This is a genomic window from Actinomycetospora sp. NBRC 106375 (assembly GCF_030269665.1).
GTDB lineage: Bacteria > Actinomycetota > Actinomycetes > Mycobacteriales > Pseudonocardiaceae > Actinomycetospora.
Window position 1 is genome coordinate 12,808 of the sequence record NZ_BSTS01000009.1, and the last position, 23,207, is coordinate 36,014.

Here is a 23,207-nt window from a genome sequence, read left to right on the forward strand (position 1 = left end):
GGGTCGTCCCGTCCGGGATACACCGCCGCGCCGCCGGGGGCGACCAGACCAACCGTGCATTCCCGGCGCGGACGCCGATATCGCCGGGATCGTCAGCCGGCCGTCAGGCCGGCCGCGGTCCTCGGCTGCGCGGCATCGCGCAGCAGCGGCTTCACGCGCTCGCCGAACTTCGTCACGCCGCCGACGAAGTCGGGCCACGTCAGCAGCGCGCCGTCGATGCCCGTGGTCACCGCGATCTCGTCGAACTGCGCCGCGACGCGCTCGTACGACCCCTTGATCACCGGCAGCGACAGGAACGCCATGTTGCCCTCGGCGGCCGGGCGCTCCAGCGACGCGAGCAGCTGGGCCGACGTCCCGTCGGGGTTGGTGTCCAGCGAGGCGCCGGTGGTCATGTAGCTGATCGCCTCGAGGTCGGCGTTCGCGACGATGTGGTCGCACACCCGGTCGGCGTCCTCGTCGGTCTCCTCGGCGATCACGCAGTACAGCGCGAAGGTGCCGACGTCGCGGCCCTCGCCGGCGCCCAGCTCGCGCACGCCCGCGCTGATCGAACCCACCTTCGAGCGCTCGGCCATGATGAAGTTCCGGTCGCCGTAGCGGGCCGTGAACGCCTGTCCCGCCGGCGACTGCCCCGCGCACACCACCGTCGGGGTATGCACCGGCTTCGGGCGCATGTCGGCGTCGTCGAAGTCGAAGAACTCGCCGTGGAACGTCGTCCGCCCCTCGCTCCAGAGCGCGCGCAGCACCTGGACGTACTCGGCGGCGAACTCGTAGCGGCGGTCGAAGTAGTCGTCGCCCGGCCACAGGCCCATCTGCGTGTACTCCGGCTTGTTCCAGCCCGTGACGATGTTGAGCCCGCAGCGCCCGCCGGACATCTCGTCGATGGTGGCGACCATGCGCGCGGCCATGATCGGGTGGGTCGCGAGGGTCGTCACCGACGGGTAGAGCCCGATCCTCTCGGTGACCGCCGCGAGCCCGCCGAAGAGCGTGAACGACTCCAGGCACTCGCCCCAGAAGTCGCTCGGCCCACCGGACCCGGGTGCTTCATCATCGAGAGCAGGAAGTCGAGCCCCTGCTTCTCCGCCTCCTGCGCGATGGCGACGTTGTGGGCGAAGCTCGGCCGGTACTGTGGGCTGCCGGTCGACAGGATGTAGCCGTTGGTGGCGTTCGGGATGAAGACGCCGTACTGCATCGCTAGGGGCCTCCGTCGGATCGCTGGCTGAGGTGGGTGCGGGCATCGGCGAGGTCGACGACGTCGGCGTACTTCGCGTCGAGGTCGGCGAGGTTCTGGTCGTGCAGGGCCGCGGTGCGGTCGGCGCAGGCGTCGGCGACGACGATCGGGCGGAAGCCGTGCGCGAGGGCGTCGGTGGCCGTGGCCCGCACGCAGCCCGAGGTGGAGACGCCGGCGACGACGACGGTGTCGACGCCGCGGGCACGCAGCGTGGCGCCGAGGGAGGTGCCGGCGAACGCGGACGCGTGCTGCTTGGCGACGACGGGCTCGGCCTCGCGACGCTCCAGTGCGATCTCGCCCCACCCGCCCGCCGCGCCGTCGGCGAAGGTCGCGAGGGCGGGCACCTTGGCCACGAAGAAGCCGGCGTCGGCGAGGTCGGCGGTGTAGCGCACGACGGTCCAGAGCACCGGGACGCCGGCCGCCCGCGCGGCGTCGACGAGGTCCCCGGCGGGGCCCAGGACCTCGGCCGACCCGAGCCAGAACGGGCCGTCGGGCTCGACGTAGGCGCGGACGAGGTCGACGACGACCAGTGCCGGGCGCGCGCCCCAGCCGACCCGGTGCGCGAACGGGCCGCCGTGCGGGTTCACGGGCGCGCCCCCACCATCACCGCGCGGGCGTTGCCGAGGTGGCAGCGCATGACCGAGGCCGCCCAGTCGCCGTCGCCCGCGCGCAGCGCCGCGACGATCTCGGCGTGGTGGGCGAGGCTGCGGGCGAGCGAGGCCGCGTCGTAGGTGTGGAACGTCCGCGTCACCACGGGGGTGTGGACGACGTTCGCGAGCCCGGCGGCGAGCGCGGGGGCCTGCGCCAGGTCGAGCAGGCGGGCGTGGAAGTCGCGGTTGAGCCCGACCAGCGCGTCCAGGTCCTGGTCGGCTCCGGGGGCGCCGACGGCGAGCATGCGGCCGGCGAGGTCGTCGAGGGCGTCGAGGTCGCCCGCCGTCGCGTGCCGGGCCGCGCGGGCCGTCGCCCGGGGCTCGAGGGCGAGACGCACGTCGAAGATGCCGTCGAGGTCGTCGCGGGAGAACGACGTCACCCGCGCCCCGCGGTGCGCCTCCAGCTCGACGAGGCCCTCGGCGGCGAGGCGGGTCAGGGCCTCGCGGACCGGCGTGCGGGACAGCCCGAGCCGCGCGGCCACCTCGACCTCGCCGAGGTGCGCGCCCGCGGCGAGGTCGCCGGTCAGGATGGCCTCGCGCAGGTCGGCCAGGGCGCGCTCGGAGGCGCGTCCCGCGCGGCGCTCGGCCGTCCCCGTCATCACGCTCCTCCCGACGTTGTACGCAACGTAGGGTGCGCGGTCGCCCCCGACAAGGCACGATCGCCGACGTCCGCCCGTTGTTGTGCACAAGGAGCCGTGTCGTGGGAGATCTGCTGAGCCGTCCCGGCAACCGTCGCGCCCGCCTGCGGGAGCTGCTCGACCAGGGCCGGCCCGTGCTCGCGCCCGGGGCGTTCGACGCGCACTCGGCGCGTCTCGTGGAGCAGGCCGGGTTCGACGTCGTCTACATGACCGGCTTCGGCACGACGGCCTCGCTCCTCGGGCGACCCGACGTCGGGCTGCTCGGGCAGGCCGAGATGGTCGACAACGCCCGGCGGATGACCGCGGCGGTCGACGTGCCGCTGATCGCCGACGCCGACACCGGCTACGGCAACCCGATCAACGTCGTGCGCACCGTCCGCGAGTACGAGCAGGCGGGCATCGCGGGGCTGCACATCGAGGACCAGGTGATGCCCAAGCGCTGCGGGCACCTCGCCGGGAAGGTCGTCGTGCCGGCCGAGGACATGGTGGCCAAGGTCCGTGCGGCCGCGGCGGCGCGCACCGACCCGGACATGGTGATCATCGCGCGCACCGACGTGGCCGCCGTCGAGGGCCTGGACGCCGCGATCGAGCGGGCGCGCCGCTTCGCCGACGCCGGCGCGGACGTCTTGTTCGTCGAGGCCCCCACCTCCGAGGACGCCATCGAGACCGTCGCGAAGGAGCTCGCGGGGCACCGCCTGCTGTTCAACTGGGCCGAGGGCGGGCGCACCCCGCCGCTGTCGTACGACCGGCTCGCCGAGCTCGGCTTCTCCCTGGTGCTCTTCCCGGTCTCGACGCTGCTGGCCGCCGACACCGCCATGCGCTCGGTCCTCAGCCGCCTGCGCGCCGACGGCACCCCGGCGGCGGTGCTCGACGAGATCGGCGGGCTGGACGCGTTCGCCGACCGCGAGGGCCTGGCGGAGATCCGGGAGATGGAGCAGCGCTTCTCGTCGTGACGGGTCTCAGTCCGCCGCCACCGCTCCCCCGTCGCGGCGCCAGGCGTCGCCGTCGAGGTGGTCCAGGTCGAGGTCCGCAGCGGCCTGGAGGGCGGCCGGTGAGCGGGCGACGAGCAGGGACATCCAGAGCGGGTAGTGCTCCTGCTGGCGCAGGGAGACCTCGTGCTGCGCCGCGATCAGCATCCCGGGCTTGGGCAGGCGGCACCAGCACCGCGCCTGGTCCGGCATGGTCGCGTCGGGGTGGTGGGGGCAGTGCACGACGAGGTCGAGCAGGTTGGCGGCGCGTTCGCGGACCGTCCAGAGGGTGCGGACCGCGGTCTGCTCGTCGGTCTCCCCCAGCGCGACGCCGGGCTGCTGGCTGAAGCCGACGACGCGCCCGCCCGCGCCCTTCCACAGCCGCAGCCGCTCGACGGCGTCTCCGAACACCTCGATGTCGAACGGGCCGCGCCAGTCGCGTCCCAGGTCGTCGGGCGTCTTGCGGAGCACGCCCTCGACCTCGACGAAGAGCATCGGCACCGCGGGCCACGACGTCGGGCTCATGGCCCGGCGATGGTAGTCCTCAGCTGCGCCATCGTGGTGATCTCGGCGGACTGCGACGCGATCAGGGCCTGGTTGTACCGCCGCAGCGTCTCGTCCGTGCCGGTCGCCAGGTAATCGCGCGCCATCGCCAGCGCGCCCTCGTGGTGACGGATCATCGTGTCGAGCCAGAGCCGCTCGAACGCCGCGCCCCGCAGGCCGGGCAGCGCGGCGAGGGTCGCCGGCGAGGCCATGCCCATCATCATCGGCGCGGGCACGACGGGCAGCCCGCGCGCCAGCGCCAGCCCCTGGAGCTGGCCGATCTCCTCGACCTGGTCGCGGTCGATACGCAGCGCGACCGCCTCGAGCCCCGGCGACGCCCCGCGCCCGCCCACCATCGCCGTCAGCTCCAGCGCCTGCTGGTGGTGGGGCACCATCCCCGCGACGAAGGCGGCGTCCGGGGAGGGCGCCGGCGGGGTGACGGGCTCATCCGCGCACCCCGCCGCCACGAGGACCAGCAGCACGACGGCGAGAACCCGGGACATCACCCGCGATCCTCGCCGACGTGCCCGGCCGGCGCGAACGGGGAGTTCGCGCGCGTAGAAGCAGCGAGCAGCACGTTCGCGGCAACCCCCGGGGTGCTCGCTACGACCGCAGGGCGCGGCGCAGCAGCTTCCCCGTGACGGTCTTCGGGATCTCGTCCATGAGCTCGACCTGGCGCGGGTACTTGTACGCCGACATCCGCTCCTTGCAGAACGCGATGAGCTCGTCGGGCTCGACGCTCTGGCCCGGGCGCAGCGACACGAACGCCTTCACCGTCTCGCCGCGGTACTCGTCGGGCACCCCGACGACGGCGGCCTCGCGGACCGCAGGGTGCTCGTAGAGCACGTCCTCGACCTCGCGCGGCCAGACCTTGTAGCCGCCGGCGTTGATCTGGTCCTTCTTGCGGTCGACGACGTAGAACCAGCCCTGGGCGTCCATGTAGCCGACGTCGCCGGTCTTGAGCTCGACCGACCCGTCGGGGGCGCGCAGCGCGTTCTGCGTCTCCTCGGGCTTGTTCCAGTAGCCGGGGACCACCTGCGGGCCGCGGGTGACGATCTCGCCCACCTCGCCGGGGTCGGCGTCGCTGCCGTCGTCGCGCATGATCCGCACGACGGTCGAGAAGATCGGGACGCCGACCGACAGCGCACCCGACGCCTCGTCGACCGGCGCGTCACCGCCGAGCGGGACGCCGTGGGACGGCGAGTTGGTCTCGGTGAGCCCGTAGAAGTTGTGGATGTAGTGGCCGAACTGCTCCTGGAAGGCCTTGACCGTCGACGGCGGGATCGGCGCGCCCCCGGAGTAGACCTTGACCATCGACGACAGGGCGTCCCGGTCGGCGTTCGGCGCGTTCATCATCGCGATGAACACGGTGATCGACCCGATGGAGAACGTGGGCCGGTGCTCCCGGATGGCGTCGATGACGACGCCCGGCTCGAACCGGTAGGCCAGCACGAGCGGCGCCGGCAGCAGCAGCGCGATCGCCATGTGCCCGACGACGCCGGTGATGTGGAACAGCGGCGCCACGCCGAAGATCGAGTCCTCGCGGCCGAGCTGGATCCAGTCCCGGTAGGTCTGGGCGTTGAACACGATGTTGCGGTGGGTGTTCATCGCACCCTTGGGCGGGCCCGTGGTGCCCGAGGTGTAGCCGAGGAACGCGACGTCGTCGCCGTCGAGCTCCACCGGCTCGGGCGTGCGGTCGCCCACCGACTCCAGGACCTCGGTGAGGTCCTTGGTGCCCTCGTGGCGGGTGCGCTCCACGCCCTTGAACAGCCGCTCGTCGTGGCGGGTCTGGTACTCCAGGGGCGAGGTCGTCCACGCGATGCGCAGCGAGGGGATCGTCGGCACGACCTCGGCCGCAACCTGGCCGAAGAGGTCCTCCTCGGCGAGCAGGGCGGTCGCCTCGCAGTCGGAGAGCAGCGTGGTCAGCTCGCGGACCCGGCTCATCGGGTTGATCGAGACGACGATGCCGCCGGCCTTCCACGTGCCGATGACCGCGATGAGCACCTGCGGGATGTTCTGCAGGTAGGTCGCGAGGCGGTGGCCCTTCTCGAACCCGCGGTCCGCGAGCGCCACCGCGAACTGGTCGGAGAGCCGGTCGAGCTCGCGCATGGTCAGCGTGCCGTCGAAGTAGCGCACGATCTCGACGTCGGGACCGCGCTCGAGGGCGGCGCGGAACATGTGCAGCGCGCTCGGGTACTCGACCTCGATGTCGGCCGGGTAGTCCTCGCGGTAGCGGGCCAACCACGGCCGCTCGTCGTACGTGCCCATCAGCGGATCACCACCGGGTTGACGGGGGCGCCGGTGGCCTCGTGGATCTTCAACGGCGCCGCGGTGTAGAGGAAGTCCCAGCGGCCGTCGGCGGCGCAGGCGTCGGCCAGGTCGTCCAGCCAGATGATCTCGGCGAGGCTCACCCCGAGGTTGCGCAGCAGTGACGCGTGCAGCGGCAGGAGCACCCCGGACTCGGGGTCGGAGGTCACCTCGTTGGCGATCGTGTCGGTGACGAGGTTCGGGATCTCCTTGTCCTGGAACCACTCGACCAGCTCGCGCGAGTAGGTCAGTCCCGGCTCGACGAAGCCCTCGTAGAACTCGTCCGTCGGCGTCGCGTAGAAGTACTTCAGGAAGCCGGTGCGGATGCAGACGATGTCGCGGTCCTCGATCGAGGTGCCCTGCCGGGACGCGGCCTCCTCGAGGTCGTGGTGGGTGAATGTCTCGCCCTTGTCCAGCCACTCCTTGCCGCGATGGCGCGCCATGTCGATCAGCACGCCGCGCCCCGCGATGCCCCGGTTCGCGATCGGCAGCACCGACGCCCAGCTCATGCCGCCGCCGTTGGTGGTGTCGGCCGAGCGCCCGTTCCAGATCGTGTCGTCGTACCAGGCGTGCCCGAGCGCGTCGTACTGCGACGAGCCCTGGAGGAAGATCTCGGCCTTGTCGTCGGAGGCCCGCAGGCCGCCGGGGAAGCTCGGGCCGTTGCCGGAGTCGAACAGCTCCTGGTCCCAGACCATCTCGCGCTTGATGCCCTCACGGCCGGGGAAGACCGGGTCGCCGTGCGGGTGGCCCATCGGGCACTGGAGCGTGAAGACCTGGCCGTCGCGCACGCTGCCCACGCCCCGCAGGACCTGCGCGGCGTCGAGGTAGTTCAGCGATCCGACCTCGTCGTCGGGCCCCCATTTCCCCCAGTTCTGTGGGGGGTTGTCGCCCAGCAGTTCCCGCATCGACGGGACGTCGGCCATGAGCTCCTCCTCGAGATCACCGTGACGCGGCCCACGGTGCCCGGTCATCGGGCGGGCCGACAAGGGGTCGTGGGACGCGGGAGAGCACGGCCTAGGGTGCACGGCCGTCCGGACCAACGAGGGGGCCGGGTGTGCCGCCGGTCACTCCCACTGATGTACGCTCGATGTACAGCCATTGCGCCTAACGTATAGTGCGACGAAAGAGAGCGATGTCCGAATCCTTGCTGTTCGCGCACCCCGCCGACCAGGGTGTGCTGCGCTGCCCGGAGTGCGGGACCGCCCCGACCTTCGTCCCGACGCCCACCCAGCCGCTGGCCGGCGGCCGCTTTTCGCGGCGTCGCTGTGCTCGGACGCCTTCCACCTCTTCGACGCCCAGCAGGGTGCGGCCGACGAGATGCGTCGGGTGGCGGTCGACGACACCATCGTGATCGACCGGGTCGGCAACCGGAGGCTCGAACCCCACGACGGTGCCCACGAGCGCACCCCGGAGGGCTACGCCGCGCTCGTGGACGGGCCCCGTGCCCGTCTGACCTGCGAGGACGAGCTGATCGAGGCCTACCGCGCCGGCCACGGGCTGGACCTGGGCGCCGAGCGCGACCCCGCCCGGCTCGACGAGCAGAAGTGGCTCGGGCTCGTCAGCTCGCGCGACACCACGGTGTTCGACGACGCGGGCCCGCGGCCCGGCCCGCCGGCGCACGGCGCCGGGGACCTCCAGGTCAACCCGCTCTTCCGGGTCGAGCCGGGCACCGACGACGTGCACCTCGTCTTCCGCTACCCGTCGGCGTGGTACGCCTTCGAGAGCGGCCTGATGCGCTCGTACACCTCGGCCGGCGAGCGCGTCGACCGCGCGGCGTTCGAGGAGATCGTCGCCGGGCGGCCCGTGGCGGAGACCGAGCGCCTGCTGCGGCGCTGGGTGGTGCTCGGCATGCCACCGCGCTACGCCCGCCGCCCGGGCACCCCGCCCGCGATCCGGTCGGTCGGCCAGGGCCTGCGCCGGGGCGCGCGGCGGCGACTCCGGAGCTCCTCCCGATCCTGATCGCATCCGCGCTCCGCGACCCGAGACGGTGATCGCAAACCACGCTACGGTTCGGCCATGCGGCCGAAGGTCGAGGAGCTCGCCGGGATCGAGTGGTTCCGGCGGCTCCCCGCGGTGCACGTCGCCGCCGCCGCGGACGCCTGCTCGGTGGTCACCCTGGCGCGGGACGAGGCGCTCTACCGGTCCGGCGAGGCGCCGGACGCGTTCTTCGTGCTGCTGCACGGCCGCGTCGGCGCCTGGCGCGGGGAGCCGACCGACCCCGAGTCGATGCTGTACTTCGTCAGCGACCGCCGGCACGAGAGCCTCTGCCTCGAGAACGTGGTCGCCGACATCCCGTACTTCGCCACGATGCGCGGCCTGGTGGACGGCACCCGCCTGCTGCGCGTCCCGGCGACGGTCCTGCCCGCGATGCTCGAGGCGGACCGCGAGCTCGGGATCGCCATCGCCCGCCACATCGCCGAGCGCCTGCAGGCCTTCACCGAGCAGATGACCGACCTCGGCTTGCTGCCGGTGACGCGACGGGTGGCGAAGTTCCTGCTCGCCTCCCAGCAGGCCGGCTCCGACCTCGTCGTCGTCCCGCTGCGCCAGGCCGAGGTCGCGAGCCGTCTCGGGGCCGCCCGCCAGTCGGTGAACCAGGCGCTGGCCTCGCTCGGGCAGCGCGGCATCATCGAGGCGGTCGGCCGGGGCGTCTACCACCTGCTCGACCGGCCGGCCCTCGTCGCGCTGGCCCGCGGCGGGCCGGCGCCCGGACCTGGCAGCCGGGCGCGCGGCGTGGTCGGATCCGCCCGTGTCCGCGACGCATGAGGTCACCAACCAGGTCCCCGACCTCGTCGGTCACGACGTGGCCGCCGACCCGCCGCTGCTCGAGGCCCTGGAGCGCGAGGGCGCCGGGTGGTACCGCGACGAGCTCGGCGAGATCGGGCGGCTCGCCGGCTCGGCGAGCGCGCAGGAGTGGGCCGACGCCGCCCACCGCCACGAGCCCCGGCTGCGCACCCACGACCGCGTCGGGCACCGCGTCGACGAGGTCGACTACGACCCCGGCTACCACGCGCTGCTGACCGAGGCCGTGGGCCGCGGCTTCGCGGGCGCCCCGTGGGCCGAGCAGTCCGACGACCGGCCGGGCGCCCACGTCGCCCGCGCCGCCGGGTTCCTCACCTGGTCGCAGCTCGAGGCCGGGCACGGCTGCCCGATCTCCATGACCTACGCCGTGCTGCCCGCCCTGCGCGCGGCGCCGGAGCTGCTCGCGCAGTACGGGCCCGGGCTGACCAGCCGCGCGTACGACCCGGGTCTGCGGGCGCCGGACGCCAAGCGCGGCCTGCTCGCCGGGATGGGCATGACCGAGAAGCAGGGCGGCTCGGACGTCCGCGCCAACGCCACCGTGGCCCGTCCCGAGGGGGACCACTACCGGCTCACCGGCCACAAGTGGTTCACCAGCGCCCCGATGTGCGACCTGTTCCTCGTGCTGGCGCAGGCACCCGGCGGGCTCACGTGCTTCCTGGTGCCGCGCGTGCTGCCCGACGGCACGCGCAACACGTTCCGCATCCAGCGCCTCAAGGACAAGCTCGGGAACCGCTCCAACGCCTCGTCCGAGCCGGAGTTCGACGAGACCGTGGCCTGGCGCGTCGGCGACGAGGGCCGCGGGGTCCGCACGATCATCGAGATGGTCGCCTGCACGCGGCTGGACAACGCGCTGGGCTCGGCGGCGGGCATGCGGACCGCGGTGTCCCGCGCGGCGCACCACGCGCGGTACCGGTCGGCGTTCGGGCGCCCGCTGATCTCCCAGCCGCTCATGCGCGAGGTGCTCGCCGACCTGGCCCTCGAGTCGGAGGCGGCGGTGACGCTGGCGCTGCGGCTGGCGGGGGCGCAGGACCGCTCCGGCACCGACGAGCACGAGGCCGCGTTCCGGCGGATCGGCGTCACACTCGGCAAGTACTGGATCTGCAAGCGCCAGACGGCCGTGGTCGGCGAGGCGCTGGAGTGCCTCGGCGGCAACGGCTACGTCGAGGAGTCGGGGATGCCGCGGCTGTTCCGCGAGTCGCCGCTGAACTCCATCTGGGAGGGCTCGGGCAACGTCAACGCGCTCGACCTGCTGCGCATCCTGGCCCGCGAGCCGGCGTCGCTGGAGGCGTGGCGGGCCGAGGTCTCGGGTGTCGACGACCGGATCGACGCCGGGCGCAAGGAGGTCGAGGCCGAGCTCGCCCACGCCGACGAGCGCAGCGCCCGGCGGCTCACCGAGCGGATGGCGGTGCTGCTCTCGGGCGCGCTGCTGGTGCGGCACGCCCCCGCGTCGGTCGCCGACGCCTACGTCGCGGCGCGCGTGACCGGCGAGAGCGGGTACGCCTTCGGCACGCTGCCGCGGGGCACCGACGTCGACGCGCTGCTGGCGCGGCTCCCGGAGACGGAGCGCAGCGGAGCTCGACGCGGCGGTGCGGTGACCTGATGGATCTCCTGCCCGGCGTCCGGGCCGCCGAGGTCCAGGGCCGCACCCGCACGCACTACCTCGAGTCCGGACCGTCGGACGGCGAGCCGGTCGTGTTCGTGCACGGCAACCTCTCCACCGGCCGGTTCTTCGAGCACCTCATGCCCGGCGCCCCGGACCGCTGGCGGCTGCTCGCCCCGGACATGCGCTGCTTCGGGCGCAGCGAGCCCGCGCCGATCGACGCGACCCGGGGCCTCGGCGACTGGGCGGACGACCTCGTCGGCTTCCTCGACGCGCTCGGCGTCGACCGGCCGCCGCACCTCGTCGGCTGGTCCACCGCGGGCGCGGCGATCGCGCTGGTCGCCCGCGCGCGGCCGGTGGCGTCTCTGACCTTCCTCGACCCGGTCTCGCCGTACGGGTTCGGCGGCGTCCACCGCGACGGCACCCCGTGCTGGCCCGACGTCGCGGGCTCCGGGGCGGGTGTCGCCAACCCGGAGTTCGTGCAGCGGCTCCGGGACCGCGACCGCACCGAGGACAGCCCGCTCTCGCCCCGCGCGGTCATGAACGCGACGTACTGGCGCGCCGGGCACCGCGAGCCCCGCGACCGCGAGGACGTCCTCGTCGACGAGATCCTGCTGACGACGATCTCGGACGACGGCTATCCCGGCGACGCGGTGCCCTCGGAGCACTGGCCCGGGGCGGCGCCGGGCACACGCGGCCTGCTCAACGCCCTGTCCCCGAAGTATTGCGACTGGTCGTGGCTGCCCACGTTGCCCGACAAGCCGCCGGTGCTGTGGACCCACGGGGGCCGGGACGTGGTGGTCGCCGACGGCTCGGCGCTCGAGCTCGGCACCCTCGGCGCCGGCGGCGTCGTGCCCGGCTGGCCCGGCGCGGACGTCTTCCCGCCGCAGCCGATGGTCACGCAGATCCGCGACGTGATGGAGGCCTACCGGGCGGCCGGGGGACGCGCCGAGATCGAGATCTTCGAGGAGTCGGGCCACGGCCCGCACGTCGACGCCGCGGACCGGTGGTCGGCGACGTTCTTCGCCTTCGTCGAGGCGCGGTAGTCCCGGGGCCTGGCACACCGGAACGTTGTTCCGTATCGTAGGCGGAACAAAGTTCCGTCTCGTGCCGCCCGCCCCGGAGGACTCCCATGGCACCCACCGTCAGCTTCGGGATCGCGACCGCACCGCAGCAGGTCGCCTACGACGACGTCCTGCGCGTCTGGCGCGAGGCCGACGCCGTGCCCGAGATCGAGCACGCGTGGCTGTTCGACCACCTCCTGCCGATCGCCGGGGACATCGACGGTCCGATCCTCGAGGGCTGGACGCTGCTCGCGGCGATGGCCGCGCAGACCGAGCGCCTGCGCCTCGGCCTGCTCGTGACGAGCAACCGCTTCCGGCCGCCCGCCGTCCTCGCCAAGATCGCGACGACCGTCGACGTCGTCTCCCGCGGGCGGCTCGAGCTCGGGATCGGCGCCGGATCGCGCCCGAGCATCCCGTGGGCCCGGCGGGAGTACGACGCCCACGGGCTGCCGTACCACGACTTCGGCGACTCGGTGGTCGCCCTCGACGAGGCCTGCACCGTGATCAAGCAGCTGTGGACCGCGGACGAGCCGTTCGACTTCCACGGCTCGGCGGTGCAGCTGACCGGCGCGTTCGGCAACCCGAAGCCCGTCCAGCGCCCCCACCCGCCGATCCTCGTCGGGGGCCGCGCGGCGACGACCCTGCGCGTCGTCGCGCGGCACGCGGACCGCTGGAACATCCCCGGCGGCGACATCGCCGACGTCGTCGAGCGCAGCGCCCTGCTCGACCGCTACTGCGCGGAGATCGGCCGCGACCCGGCGGAGATCACGCGCTCGGTCGTCCTGCCGGTGTCCTACGACCGCCCGGAGGAGACCCGCAAGGCCGTCGAGGAGGCCGTCGGGGCCGGGGTCACCCACGTCGTCCTGAGCCTGCCGGCGCCGTGGCCCGGGGGCGTCGCGCGGTGGGTGGCGGACGAGGTGATCGGCTAGCCGAAGACCTGGTCGAGCCCCGTGAGCTTGAGCGCGCGGGCGGGCTGGCCGTGCACCCCGCGCAGCGCGAAGGAGGCACCGACCTCCTCGGCGCGGCGGTGGGCGCCGATGAGCACCCGGAGGCCGCAGGAGTCGCAGTAGGTGACCGCTTCGAGGTCGAGGACGAGCTCGGACGTCGGCTGCCCGAGCGCGTCGCCGACGGCGTCGTCGAGGCGACCGTGGCTGTCGTAGTCGAGGTCCCCGCCCACGACCACGACGGTGGCGGCGTCGCTGCGCTCGGTGCGGATGGTCAGCTCGGTCATCGCGCCTCTCTCACCCCACCGGGGCGGGCAGGCCTCCGTGGGCTTCACGGAGGAGCCGAACCGTGCGCGGGGAGTCTGCCAGCGCGGCCGCGAGGGCGTCGAGCACCGGCGCGAGCTCGGCCACCCGCAGCCCGGCCGGGATCGCGACCGAGCCCACCCAGGAGACGAACCCGTCGAACAGCGCCGGGTCGTCGACGAAGACCGCGGCGGCGAGGAAGTCGACGAGGTGGCCGAGGTCGTCGGCGAGCTCGTCGGTCGGGTCGCCGTCGTCGGGACGGGCCGCCGCGGCGGCGAGGCGGACGAGCTCGGCGCGGCGGGCGTGCAGCACGCCCTGCTCCTCGCGGCCGGTGCGGTCGCCCGCGGTCGCGCCGCCCTCGGCCGCGTCGGCGTGCCACGGTCCGTCCGGGTCCGCGGCGAGCATCGCGGCGGCGGCGCGGGCGTCGGGGGCCCAGCCGTCGGCGCCCACCGCGCGCGCCCAGCGGCCGTCCGCGCCGAAGGCGGGTCCCCCGGCGAGCACCGGCGTGCCCGTGGCCCGGCAGGCCTCGACCATCCGCCGCGCCGCGGGCAGCCGCGAGGGCAGCGAGCTGGAGATCGCGACGACGTCCGGTCCGACGCGGTGCACGTGCGTGGCGAGCTGGGCGGCGGGCACCGACGCCCCGAGGAACTCCACCGACCAGCCGTGGCGGGTCAGGACCTCGGCGAGCAGCCGCGCCGGCAGCCCGTGCCACTCGCCGTCGAGGCAGGCGACGGCGACCGTGCCCGTGCCACCGGGCCGCGGCGCGGGCGCGTGCCGGGCGACCGCGGCCACGACCCGCTCGCTGATGTGGGTGGCCACGTGCTCCTGGACGACGGTCCACTCCCCCGCGGCCCAGCGATCGCCGACCTCGCGCTGGGCCGCGGCGACGACGTCGAGCAGGACGGACTCGGGATCGACGCCCGCGTCCAGGGCATCGACGGCCACCGCGACCGCGCCGGCCTCGTCGGCGGCCGCGAGCCGCTCGAGATAGGCGGTGCGGCGGGCGCCGATGTCGGTCATGCCGGGCTCCCCGGGCCGTGCGGTGCCTGGATCGCCAGCATCGCGACGTCGTCGTGGTCGTGCCCGTCGAGCCACGAGACGACCACCTGCTCGAGGTGCTCGCAGAGCACCTGCGGCGGGGCGCCGGCGCAGGGCGGCAGGGCGGCGGCGAGGCGCTCCTCGCCGAAGAAGTCGCCGGAGCCGCGGGCCTCGAGCACGCCGTCGCTGTAGAGCAGGCACGTGTCACCCGGCCCGAGGCCCACCTCGGCCTCGCCGAAGCGGGCCTCGCGGATCCCGCCGACGAGCATGCCCGCCACCGGCACGGCCTCGACCTCGCCGTCGGCGCGCAGCACGAGCGGCGGCGGGTGCCCGCCCGTGGCCAGGCGCAGCTCGACAGTGCCGTCGTCGGCCGGACGGGCGTCGCCGAGCACCATCGTCGCGAAGCGCGGATCCTCGTCGCGGGTGGCGACGGCGTCGAGCAGGGCGGTGTTGAGCAGCGGGAGGATGTGGCCGGGCCGGTCCTCGAGCAGGCGCAGCGCGTGCCACGACTGGCGCACCCGCCCGGACAGGACCGCGGCCTCGATGCCCTTGCCGCACACGTCGCCGAGCAGGAACGCGGGCCGCTCGCTGGTGCCCACGACCTCGTAGAAGTCGCCGCCGACGCGCATCGTCTCGCGGGCGGGGCGGTAGGCCGCGCCCCAGAGCACGCCGGGCGTCTCGGGCAGCCGCGGCGCGGCGAGGCTCTCCTGCAGCACGGTGCCGAGGTGGGACTGCTCCTCGTGCAGTGCGGCCGCGGCCAGGGCGGTGCCGGCGCGGGCGACGTAGGAGGAGAGCAGGTCCTCCTCCGCCGCGGCGAGGACGTCCCGGTCGACCTCGTCGGCGGCGACGCGCGGATCGGTGAGCACGACGCACGCCTCGACGACACCGGTGATTGGCACCGGGCACACGCGCCGCGACGCCTCGCCCGGGGCCGACCGGCGCCCGGTCAGCGTCGCGATCTCGTCGTCCACCCGGGGGTCGCCGCTGCCGTCGCCCTCGCCCGCGAGCACGGCCGCGAGGTGCGGCACACGGTGGAGGTCGGCGGCCGCACCGTGGCCGATCCGGGGCCGCCCACCGCCGAGCTCCGCGGCCGCCCAGGTGACGGTGTCGTCGTGGCGCACGACCAGCACCGCGCCCGCGGCCAGGCGCGGCACCGCCAGGGCGACCACCCGACGGGCGGTGCGGTCGAGGTGCAGCACGCCGTGCAGGGCGCGGCCGGCCTCGGCGAGGAACGCGGCACGCTCCTGGGCGGCCAGCAGCGAGTCGGTGCGGGCCTGCTCGTCGGAGACGTCGCGCAGGTACCAGTACCGGTCGCCCTCGCGGGTCGCCGGCGGGAGCGGCGGGACCGGGCCGATGGCCGTGCCGCGGCGCCCGCGCACGTGGCGCTCACCGGTGGCGTGCTCGACGACGGCCTCGAAGCCCTCCGGCTCGCCCTCGCGCACGGCCCGCGCGAGGACCTCGCAGCGCGCCACGTCGATGATCTCGCCGACGCGCAGGTGCGGCAGGAGCTCCTGCGCCGCCGGGTTGGCCGCGCGGACGACGCCGGCCCGGTCGCAGATGACCACGCCCTCCTCGAAGCCGTCCAGGGGGCCGGGGACGGGCGGCGCCTCGGGGACGGCGGGGGTCGCGCGGGGCGTGATGGTAGCTGCGGGAGCCTCGGACACGTCGTGCGCCGGAGCGCCGAACCGTGACTCCACCGCCGTCCCTCCCTCCGTGACGGACGCGTCCACCCTAGTCGACCCTGATCACCCCCGTCCTGAGCAGCCGCCGTGTCCCGCGGTGAGCCGTCGGTGACCGCGGACGAACGGTGGGTGACGCGGGAGCGCCGGTCTCCGTCCCCCGAACGGGCTCGGCGGGGGGTCCGGCGAGCGGGGCCGCCCGGTCCGGCGTCCGGTGATAGTCGGGGTCCCTCGCCGGGTACGGCACCGGCCATGAGCATCAGCCTCGAGCAGGCCCAGACCGTCGTGTCCGCCGCCCTCGCGCACGCCCGCGCGCAGGGGTTCAAGCCGCTCACGGTCGCCGTGCTCGACCCGGGCGGCGCGCTCGTCGCCCTCGGGCGCGAGGACGGGTCGGGGTTCCTGCGTCCCGACGTGGCGACGGCGAAGGCCTACGGCGTCCTCGGTCTCGGGATGGACAGCCGGGCGATCGCGGCCCGTGCCGCCGACTCGGCGGAGTTCTTCACCTCGGTGGCGTCGCTGGCCGGCGGCAAGGTGTTCTCGGTGCCGGGCGGGGTGTTCGTGCACGACGACGCCGGGACGCTGCTGGGCGCGGTGGGCGCGAGCGGCGACGCGTCGACCGCCGACGAGGAGGCCGTCGTCGCCGGCATCCGCGCCGCCGGCCTGACCCCCCGCACGGGCGCCGAGTAGGTATGTGAGCAGTTGGCGCCCCGGGAGGGGCGCCAACTGCTCACGGAGGACTACGGCTCGATGACCGTGCCGAGGTCGCGGGCGAGGGCGGCGTCGTGGACGTCGGCGGCGAGGGCGACGTCGAGGACGCCCATGCCGAAGGGGTTCGACAGGACGACGTCCGACGCGTCCGCCCGTCCGGGGTGGGTGCCGGCGACGATCTCGGCCATCGTCGCGTCGACCGTCCGCGCGCCGGGCCGCGTCTCCCCCGGCCCCGCGAGCGTGCCCTCGCGCAGCATCCGCCCGAGCAGGCGCCGGTCGTCGGCCGCGACGAGGTCCCAGTCGTCGACCACCACCAGGTCGGCACCGGTGACGACCTCGGGCAGGACGTCGTCGAGCGAGACGTGCGCGATCAGCGCACCGGGCGCGAACCAGTCGAGGGCGAGGTAGCCGGTGGTCGTCGTGGTGGTGCAGACGACCAGGCCGGCGCCCTCGACCGCCGCGCGCGGGTCATCGGCGACGTCGGCGCGGCGCAGCGCGGCGAACGACCGGGCCCGGGCGGGGTCGACGTCGTGGACCACCACGGACGCCCCGGGGTACTCGCGCGCCAGCAGGTCGAGGTGCGACTCGGCGAGGGCGCCGCAGCCGAGGACGGCGATGCGACCGACGTCGGGCGCGGCGAGGCGGCGCGCGGAGAGCACCGTGTAGGCCGCGGTGCGGGTCGCCGAGATCCACGCGGCCTCGAGCATCGCCACCGGTCGCGCGGTGTCCGGGTCGAACAGGAACGTCCAGCCCTGCGCCCGCGGCAGCCCGCGGGACGGGTTGTCGAGGCTCGAGTTGATCACCTTGAGGCCCACGGCCGGGCGGTCGACCCACACGGCGCCGGGCAGGGCGAGGCTGCGGGCGAAGACGCCGGAGGACGGCGTGTGCCAGGGCAGGTAGGCCTCGTCGGGCAGCGTCGTCGCGCCCCGCGCGTGGGCGAGCAGCGTCGCCTCGACGCTCGCGACGGGGTCGACGTCGGCCGCCGCGGCCAGCACGTCCTCGCGGCGCAGGACGCGCAGGGCCGGCTCGGCGTTCGGGGAGGTCATCGGTTGCTCACAGCGCGCGATCCTCCCGCGTCACCGGTTCGCCGCCTCCCGCGACCCACCCCCCATGAGCGATCTTTGGTGCTCTGGTGCCCGGTGTGCGTCCAGGTACGCCGGTCGCCGCAGCACTGCAGGGCCGTCCGGCCGCTTCTCGGGAACGCACGGGCGCGTCGGGGCACGAAGCGGGCACAGTGCGCGCACCGCTCGACGCGGAGCGAGGTGGGAAGGGGGTGACGCGCCGGTGACAGGTGGAGGGCACCACCGCGGGCGCGTCACCGACCGTCCCGGCGGCGCGCACTGGTGGGGCGGCACGGGACGCGCGGGCGGTGGCACCCACGCGGTGCGCCGCGCGGGGCGCCGAGGCCTGCTGCTGCTCCTCGCCCTGATCGCCGTCCTCGCCGCGGGCGGGGTCGCGGTGGCCGTCACCGCGACCCGGTCCGACGCCCCCACGCCCGCCTCCGCTGCGCCGCCCGCCGCCCCACCTGCCGCCGCGACGCCCTCCGGACGGTCCGCCGCGGCACGCACCGCGCCGACCCCCGACGTGGCGGTGCTCCAGTCGACGATCGACGAGGTCCTCGCCGCCGCCCCCCTGCGCTTCGCGGCCGACTCCGCGGCCCCGAACGCCGACACCGCCGGGTCGATCGGGCGGCTCGCCGCCGTGCTGGCGGCGACACCCGGCCCGCGGGTCACCGTCGAGGGCCACACCGCCCCGATCGGCGAGCAGACCGGCGGCGCGCAACAGCTCTCCGAGCAGCGGGCCCAGGAGATCGTCCGGCGTCTGGAGGCCGCCGGGGTGCCCACCGGACGTCTCACCGCGGTCGGGGTCGGCCCGGCCCGGCCGCTGGCGACACTCGACGCGAGCCGCCGCGTCGAGGTCCGGGTCGGGTGACGTTTGCCGGAGCGCGGAATCACCCATCTCGGGCCTCATGAACCCGCAGACGGCCGACGGCACCGGTGACACCGACGACCCCGACGGCGACGGGGGGCGCACCGCTCACGCTGACGATCGGCTCCCAGGAGCTCGTCCTGCGCCAGCGCTACGAGCTGATGAGCATCATCAACGACATCGGCATCTGCCTGTTCTTCACCGTCCGCAGCGTCGCCTTCTACTGGCACGAGCTGTTCGACCTGGGCGTGACGCTGTTCGTGATCGGCAGCGTGCAGCTCGGCATCCGGCCGGCCATCCGCTTCGCCCGCCGCGTGCAGCTGCGCCGGATCACCCGGGGCATGCCCCACGAGGTCGCCCGCGACTTCTGAGGGCATCGCCCGCCGCGCCGGCGAGGCGGTCAGCAGCCTCGCCGCGTGACCTCGTGAGTGGAACTCCCGGTCCTGACCGGGAAGTCCGCTCACATCAGCCCGGCCGCACCACCGCCTTGATGGCGCCCGGGTCCCGGCGCGCGGCGAGCAGCGCGTCGACGGCGCCGTCGAGGTCGTGGTGCGAGGTGACCATGTCGTCGAGGCGCACCGCACCCGAGGCCGCGAGCGCGATCGCCGCCGGGTAGACGTGGGCATAGCGGAAGGTTCCCTTCACGGTGAGCTCCCGCGCCTGCACCACGTCGAGCGGCAGCGTCACCTGCGCCCCGGTGCCGACGAGGACGACGGTCGCGGCGGGCGCCGTCGCGGCGATCGCGAGGTCGAGGGCGGCCTGCACGCCGCTGCACTCCAGGACGACGTCGGCGGGCGGGAGGTCCGTCCCGGCGCCCGGGTCGACGGCGGTGTCGGCGCCGAAGCCCGTCGCCACCTCCCGGCGGTGCGCGACGGGGTCGGAGACCGTCACGTGGGCCGCCCCGCAGGCGCGCGCGACCTGCAGGCAGAGCAGGCCGACCGGCCCGCCGCCGGTGACGAGCACACGGGTCCCGGGCCCGATGTCCGCCTTGCCGGCGGCGTGCACGGCCACGGCCAGGGGCTCGATCATCGCGGCGGCGTCGTCGGAGAGGGTGTCCGGCACGGGATGGGCGCGGTGCGCCGGCACCGTCACGTACTGGGCGAACGACCCGTCGACCGGCGGCGTCGCGAAGAACTCGATCCACGGGCAGAGGTGGTAGCGCCCGCGGACGCACTGCTCGCAGCGCCCGCAGTTGCGCTGGGGCTCGAGGGCCACCCGCGTCCCGACGGCCGGCGCCTCGACCCCGTCGCCGACCGCGCTGACCACCCCGGAGGTCTCGTGGCCGAGCACGAGCGGCCCGTGCATGACGAAGCCGCCGATGCGCCCGTGGTCGTAGTAGTGCACGTCGGAGCCGCAGACGCTCACGGCCCGGACCGCCACCTGCACCTCGCCCGGGCCGGGGTCCGGCACGGGACGGGACTCGACGGCGATGCGCTCGGGTGCGAGGAGCACCGCCACACGTTGCTCGGTGTTCGTGGGGCTCATGGACCCGGAGTACCCGCAGGTGCCCCGGTGCCGACGCCTACCATCGCGCGATGGCTTTCCGCCTGACGCCCCACGAGCGTGGCTTCTACCCACTCTTCACCCGGGCCGCCGAGAACATCGTGATCGGGATCGATCTGCTGGACGATCTGGTGTCCGCCGGTTCCGACGCCCGCCCGGCGCTCGCCGCGAAGGTCAAGGACACCGAGCACGACGGCGACAGCGTGACCCACGAGATCCTGGTCAAGCTGAACTCGACCTTCGTGACGCCGTTCGACCGCGAGGACATCTACCGGCTCGCCTCCTCCCTCGACGACGTCCTCGACGCCGTCGAGGAGGCCGCCGACCGGATCGTGCTCTACCGGCTCGACGAGCTGCCGACGGGCATCCCGAAGCAGGTCGAGATCCTCCGGCGCGCGGCCGCCGCCACCGCCGAGGCGATGCCGAAGCTCGAGAAGGTCGACAAGCTCCAGCCGTACTGGATCCACGTCAACTCCCTGGAGAACGAGGCGGACGACGTCTACCGCGCCCTGCTCGGCGAGCTCCTGGCGCCACCGGACGACGCCCCGCCGTCGGACGTGCTGACCGTCCTGAAGCTCAAGGAGGTCGTCGAGGTCCTCGAACAGGCCGCCGACGCCTTCGAGACGGTCGCGAACACCGTCGAGAGCATCGCGGTCAAGGAGTCCTGACGTGGAGCTCGCCGTGATCGTCGTGGTGGTCGCGGCAGCGCTCGCGTTCGACTACACCAACGGCTTCCACGACGCGGCCAACGCCATCGCGACCTCGGTCGCCACCCGGGCCCTCGCGCCGCGGACGGCGCTGCTGATGGCCGCGGTGATGAACCTGATCGGAGCGTTCCTCGGCACCGAGGTCGCCTCCACCGTGGGCAGCGGGATCATCGACCCGCCCCAGGGCATCGGTGGCCTCGTCGTCGTGCTCGCCGCCATCATCGGGGCGATCGCCTGGAACCTCGTGACGTGGTGGTTCGGGCTGCCGTCGTCATCGTCGCACGCCCTGATCGGTGGCCTCGTCGGTGCCGCGCTCGCCGCGGCGGGCACCGTGCAGTGGGACGGGGTCGTCGAGAAGGTGATCATCCCGATGGTGCTCTCACCGGTCGTCGGGTTCGTCCTGGCCGGGCTGCTGATGACCGGCATCCTCTGGGCGTTCCGGTACGGGCGCCCCCGTCGGGTCACCTCCGGCTTCCGGCACGCCCAGACGGTGTCCGCGGCGGCGATGGCGCTCGGGCACGGCCTGCAGGACGCCCAGAAGACGATGGGCGTGATCGTGCTGGCGCTCGTGGTCGGGGGCTACCACCAGGGCTTCGAGGTGCCGTGGTGGGTCGTGCTGCTCTCGGCGGGCGCGCTGTCGGCGGGCACGTACTCCGGCGGCTGGCGGATCATGCGCACCCTCGGCCGGCGCATCATCGACCTCGACCCGCCGCGCGGGTTCGCCGCCGAGACGACCGCGTCGGCCGTGCTCTACACGACGGCGTTCGCCTTCTCCGCGCCGATCTCCACCACGCAGACGATCACCGCGTCGATCCTGGGCGTCGGCGCCACCCGCCGGGTCTCGGCCGTGCGGTGGAACGTCGCGGGCAACATCGCGGTCGCCTGGGTGCTCACCCTCCCGGCGGCCGCGGTCGTCGCCGCGGCCGCGTTCTGGCTGCTGCACCTCGTGATCGTCTGACGCCTCGGGGCCCGTCGCGGCGTTACCGTGGGCCCCGATGTCGTCACCGCTCGAGGAGGCGCCGTGACCACGATCTCGAGGGCACCCGTCGTCGACGCCCTGCACGGCGCGCTGCCCGCCGGCCGGGTGCTCGACGACCCCGACGTGCTGGCGAGCTACGCCCACGACGACGCGGAGTGGGCGCCGCACGCGCTGCCGGTGGCGGTGGTGCGTCCGACCGACGCGCAGCAGTGCCAGGCCGTGGTGCGTGCCTGCCTCTCCCACCGCGCCCCGGTCGTGCCGCGGGGTGCGGGCACCGGGCTGTCCGGCGGGGCGAACGCTTCCGAGGGCAGCGTCGTCCTGTCCACCGAGCACATGACCGACGTCGTCGAGATCGACCCGGCCGAGCGCCTGGCCGTCGTGCAGCCCGGTGTCGTCAACGACGACCTGCGCGCGACCTGTGCCGAGCAGGGCCTCTGGTACCCGCCGGACCCGGCGAGCTCGCCCTGGTCGACGATCGGCGGCAACGTCGCCACCAACGCCGGCGGGCTGTGCTGCGTCAAGTACGGCGTGACCCGCGACTACGTGCTCGGGGTGCAGGTCGTCAACGGGCTCGGCGAGCTGGTGCGCCTCGGGCGGCGCACCGCCAAGGGCGTCGCGGGCCTCGACCTGGCCGGGCTGATGGTCGGCTCGGAGGGCACCCTCGGCGTGATCACCGAGGTCACCGTCAAGCTGCGGCCCGCCCGCGCGCCGGAGCACACCGTCGCCGGGTACTTCGACTCCGTCGTCGACGCGGGGCGCGCGGTCGCCGCGATCACCGCGGCCGGGCTGACGCCGTCCGCGCTCGAGCTCGTCGACCGCACCTGCCTCGAGGCCGTCGACGCCTGGAAGAACATGGGGCTCGCCGCCGAGGCCGACGTCGTGCTGCTGGGCCGTTCGGACGCGCCGGGGGCGGCCGGCGACGCCGAGGCGGGCGAGATGCTGCGGCACTTCGAGGCGGCCGGGGCCACGTTCGCCGCGCAGGCCGCCGACGCCGAGGAGGCCGACGCGCTCTTCGCCGCGCGCCGGCTGGCCTACCCGGCGCTGGAGCGGCTGGGGCCGGTACTCACCGAGGACGTCTGCGTCCCGCGCGCCGCGGTGCCCGAGATGCTCGGGCGCATCCAGGACATCGGGCGGCGGTACGAGACGACGATCGCGAACCTCGCCCACGCCGGCGACGGCAACCTGCACCCGCTGCTGATCACCCCGATCGGCGACGAGCCGGCGCGGCGGCGCGCCCAGGCGGCGTTCGAGGAGATCCTCGCCGACGCGCTCGCCCTCGGCGGCACCGTCACCGGCGAGCACGGCGTCGGCCTGCTCAAGCGCGACGGTCTCGAGCGCGAGCAGAGCCCGGAGGTCCTCGCGATGCAGCGCGCGGTCAAGGCGGCCCTCGACCCGCACGGCATCCTCAACCCCGGCAAGGTCGTCTGACCGTTTCGCCCGCGTCCGGGCGAGTGAGCGGCGCGTCGGCGTGGTGTGGCGTGGCGTGGACCGAGGGACGCCTTGACTGCGTCCCACGCAGCGAGGGCGTCCTTCGCTCCCCCGGGCCCGGCGGCGTGGCGTGGACCGAGGGACGCCCTGACTGCGCCCCACGCAGCGAGGGCGTCCTTCGCTCCCCCGGGC

The 23,207-nt window shown here is 74.6% G+C and carries 24 protein-coding genes; 12 read left to right on the forward strand and 12 right to left on the reverse strand.

Annotated features, from left to right (window positions below):
• Positions 1-92 precede the first annotated feature (92 nt).
• From QSK03_RS15980 to QSK03_RS15990, 3 genes are read right to left on the reverse strand one after another with little or no spacing between them, the layout of a single operon-like run.
• Positions 93-1,235, reverse strand: a complete 1,143-nt coding sequence (locus tag QSK03_RS15980) for an LLM class flavin-dependent oxidoreductase (RefSeq protein ID WP_285653842.1) — start codon at positions 1,233-1,235, stop codon at positions 93-95.
• Positions 1,192-1,815, reverse strand: coding sequence for an isochorismatase family protein (locus QSK03_RS15985; RefSeq protein WP_285653843.1), 624 nt, complete (start codon positions 1,813-1,815; stop codon positions 1,192-1,194). Before QSK03_RS15985 ends, QSK03_RS15980 begins: the two co-directional genes overlap by 44 nt.
• The gene (locus QSK03_RS15990) at positions 1,812-2,477 is read right to left on the reverse strand and encodes a GntR family transcriptional regulator (RefSeq protein ID WP_285653844.1); all 666 of its coding nucleotides are present in this window, start codon (positions 2,475-2,477) and stop codon (positions 1,812-1,814) included. The genes QSK03_RS15985 and QSK03_RS15990 overlap by 4 nt, the downstream gene beginning before the upstream one ends.
• Positions 2,478-2,578: 101 nt before the next feature.
• Between QSK03_RS15990 and QSK03_RS15995 the strand changes: the two genes are divergently transcribed.
• Positions 2,579-3,469: an isocitrate lyase/PEP mutase family protein gene (locus QSK03_RS15995; protein ID WP_285653845.1), complete on the forward strand. Its 891-nt coding sequence runs from the start codon at positions 2,579-2,581 to the stop codon at positions 3,467-3,469.
• 6 nt (positions 3,470-3,475) lie between these two features.
• On the opposite strand, the gene QSK03_RS16000 is transcribed toward QSK03_RS15995, so the two are convergent.
• The 4 genes from QSK03_RS16000 to QSK03_RS16015 form a co-directional block, all read right to left on the reverse strand.
• Positions 3,476-4,009 (reverse strand): HAD family hydrolase, encoded by a 534-nt coding sequence (locus tag QSK03_RS16000; protein ID WP_285653846.1) that lies wholly within the window; start codon positions 4,007-4,009, stop codon positions 3,476-3,478.
• On the reverse strand, positions 4,006-4,530 hold the full coding sequence (locus tag QSK03_RS16005; RefSeq protein ID WP_285653847.1) for a DUF305 domain-containing protein: 525 nt from the start codon (positions 4,528-4,530) through the stop codon (positions 4,006-4,008). The genes QSK03_RS16000 and QSK03_RS16005 overlap by 4 nt, the downstream gene beginning before the upstream one ends.
• A 100-nt stretch (positions 4,531-4,630) precedes the next feature.
• Positions 4,631-6,295, reverse strand: coding sequence for an AMP-binding protein (locus tag QSK03_RS16010; RefSeq protein ID WP_285653848.1), 1,665 nt, complete (start codon positions 6,293-6,295; stop codon positions 4,631-4,633).
• Positions 6,295-7,257, reverse strand: a complete 963-nt coding sequence (locus tag QSK03_RS16015) for a cyclase family protein (RefSeq protein ID WP_285653849.1) — start codon at positions 7,255-7,257, stop codon at positions 6,295-6,297. Before QSK03_RS16015 ends, QSK03_RS16010 begins: the two co-directional genes overlap by 1 nt.
• Positions 7,258-7,660: 403 nt before the next feature.
• On the opposite strand from QSK03_RS16015, the gene QSK03_RS16020 reads away from it, so the two are divergent.
• The 5 genes from QSK03_RS16020 (at position 7,661) to QSK03_RS16040 (ending at position 12,726) form a co-directional block, all read left to right on the forward strand.
• Positions 7,661-8,293: a hypothetical protein gene (locus QSK03_RS16020; protein WP_285653850.1), complete on the forward strand. Its 633-nt coding sequence runs from the start codon at positions 7,661-7,663 to the stop codon at positions 8,291-8,293.
• A gap of 57 nt (positions 8,294-8,350) precedes the next feature.
• Positions 8,351-9,097, forward strand: coding sequence for a Crp/Fnr family transcriptional regulator (locus tag QSK03_RS16025; protein WP_285653851.1), 747 nt, complete (start codon positions 8,351-8,353; stop codon positions 9,095-9,097).
• Positions 9,081-10,733 (forward strand): acyl-CoA dehydrogenase family protein, encoded by a 1,653-nt coding sequence (locus tag QSK03_RS16030; protein ID WP_285653852.1) that lies wholly within the window; start codon positions 9,081-9,083, stop codon positions 10,731-10,733. Before QSK03_RS16025 ends, QSK03_RS16030 begins: the two co-directional genes overlap by 17 nt.
• Positions 10,733-11,779 carry an alpha/beta fold hydrolase gene (locus QSK03_RS16035; protein ID WP_285653853.1) on the forward strand — a complete coding sequence of 349 codons (1,047 nt, stop codon included), beginning with the start codon at positions 10,733-10,735 and terminating at the stop codon, positions 11,777-11,779. The genes QSK03_RS16030 and QSK03_RS16035 overlap by 1 nt, the downstream gene beginning before the upstream one ends.
• 86 nt (positions 11,780-11,865) lie before the next feature.
• Positions 11,866-12,726: an LLM class flavin-dependent oxidoreductase gene (locus QSK03_RS16040; protein ID WP_285653854.1), complete on the forward strand. Its 861-nt coding sequence runs from the start codon at positions 11,866-11,868 to the stop codon at positions 12,724-12,726.
• Here the strand turns inward: QSK03_RS16040 and QSK03_RS16045 are convergent.
• From QSK03_RS16045 to QSK03_RS16055, 3 genes are read right to left on the reverse strand one after another with little or no spacing between them, the layout of a single operon-like run.
• On the reverse strand, positions 12,723-13,028 hold the full coding sequence (locus tag QSK03_RS16045; RefSeq protein WP_285653855.1) for an STAS domain-containing protein: 306 nt from the start codon (positions 13,026-13,028) through the stop codon (positions 12,723-12,725). The two genes, QSK03_RS16040 and QSK03_RS16045, sit on opposite strands and share 4 nt — an antisense overlap.
• Positions 13,029-13,038: 10 nt before the next feature.
• Positions 13,039-14,064, reverse strand: a complete 1,026-nt coding sequence (locus QSK03_RS16050; protein WP_285653856.1) for a cobalamin B12-binding domain-containing protein — start codon at positions 14,062-14,064, stop codon at positions 13,039-13,041.
• Positions 14,061-15,779, reverse strand: a complete 1,719-nt coding sequence (locus QSK03_RS16055; RefSeq protein ID WP_285653857.1) for a PP2C family protein-serine/threonine phosphatase — start codon at positions 15,777-15,779, stop codon at positions 14,061-14,063. The genes QSK03_RS16050 and QSK03_RS16055 overlap by 4 nt, the downstream gene beginning before the upstream one ends.
• 234 nt (positions 15,780-16,013) lie before the next feature.
• On the opposite strand from QSK03_RS16055, the gene QSK03_RS16060 reads away from it, so the two are divergent.
• The gene (locus QSK03_RS16060) at positions 16,014-16,448 is read left to right on the forward strand and encodes a GlcG/HbpS family heme-binding protein (protein ID WP_285653858.1); all 435 of its coding nucleotides are present in this window, start codon (positions 16,014-16,016) and stop codon (positions 16,446-16,448) included.
• A gap of 50 nt (positions 16,449-16,498) precedes the next feature.
• Here the strand turns inward: QSK03_RS16060 and QSK03_RS16065 are convergent, their stop codons facing one another.
• Positions 16,499-17,515 (reverse strand): ornithine cyclodeaminase, encoded by a 1,017-nt coding sequence (locus QSK03_RS16065; RefSeq protein WP_285653860.1) that lies wholly within the window; start codon positions 17,513-17,515, stop codon positions 16,499-16,501.
• Between the two features lie 238 nt (positions 17,516-17,753).
• Between QSK03_RS16065 and QSK03_RS16070 the strand changes: the two genes are divergently transcribed.
• The gene (locus QSK03_RS16070) at positions 17,754-18,401 is read left to right on the forward strand and encodes an OmpA family protein (protein ID WP_285653861.1); all 648 of its coding nucleotides are present in this window, start codon (positions 17,754-17,756) and stop codon (positions 18,399-18,401) included.
• Positions 18,402-18,466: 65 nt separating this feature from the next.
• Complete coding sequence (locus QSK03_RS16075) at positions 18,467-18,769, forward strand: YrhK family protein (RefSeq protein WP_285653863.1); 303 nt, start codon at positions 18,467-18,469, stop codon at positions 18,767-18,769.
• A 94-nt stretch (positions 18,770-18,863) separates the two neighbouring features.
• Here QSK03_RS16075 and QSK03_RS16080 read toward each other — a convergent pair whose 3' ends face one another.
• A complete protein-coding gene (locus tag QSK03_RS16080) occupies positions 18,864-19,883 on the reverse strand; it encodes an NAD(P)-dependent alcohol dehydrogenase (RefSeq protein ID WP_285653865.1) in 1,020 nt (339 codons plus the stop codon).
• Between the two features lie 50 nt (positions 19,884-19,933).
• Here QSK03_RS16080 and QSK03_RS16085 point away from each other — a divergent pair, with 50 nt between their 5' ends.
• From QSK03_RS16085 to QSK03_RS16095, 3 genes are all read left to right on the forward strand, one after another.
• A complete protein-coding gene (locus QSK03_RS16085; protein ID WP_285653867.1) occupies positions 19,934-20,569 on the forward strand; it encodes a DUF47 domain-containing protein in 636 nt (211 codons plus the stop codon).
• Position 20,570: 1 nt separating this feature from the next.
• Entirely contained in the window at positions 20,571-21,566 is a 996-nt protein-coding gene (locus QSK03_RS16090; RefSeq protein WP_285653869.1) for an inorganic phosphate transporter, read from the forward strand.
• Positions 21,567-21,629: 63 nt separating this feature from the next.
• Complete coding sequence (locus QSK03_RS16095; RefSeq protein WP_502872175.1) at positions 21,630-23,015, forward strand: FAD-binding oxidoreductase; 1,386 nt, start codon at positions 21,630-21,632, stop codon at positions 23,013-23,015.
• The last annotated feature ends 192 nt before the right edge of the window (positions 23,016-23,207 follow it).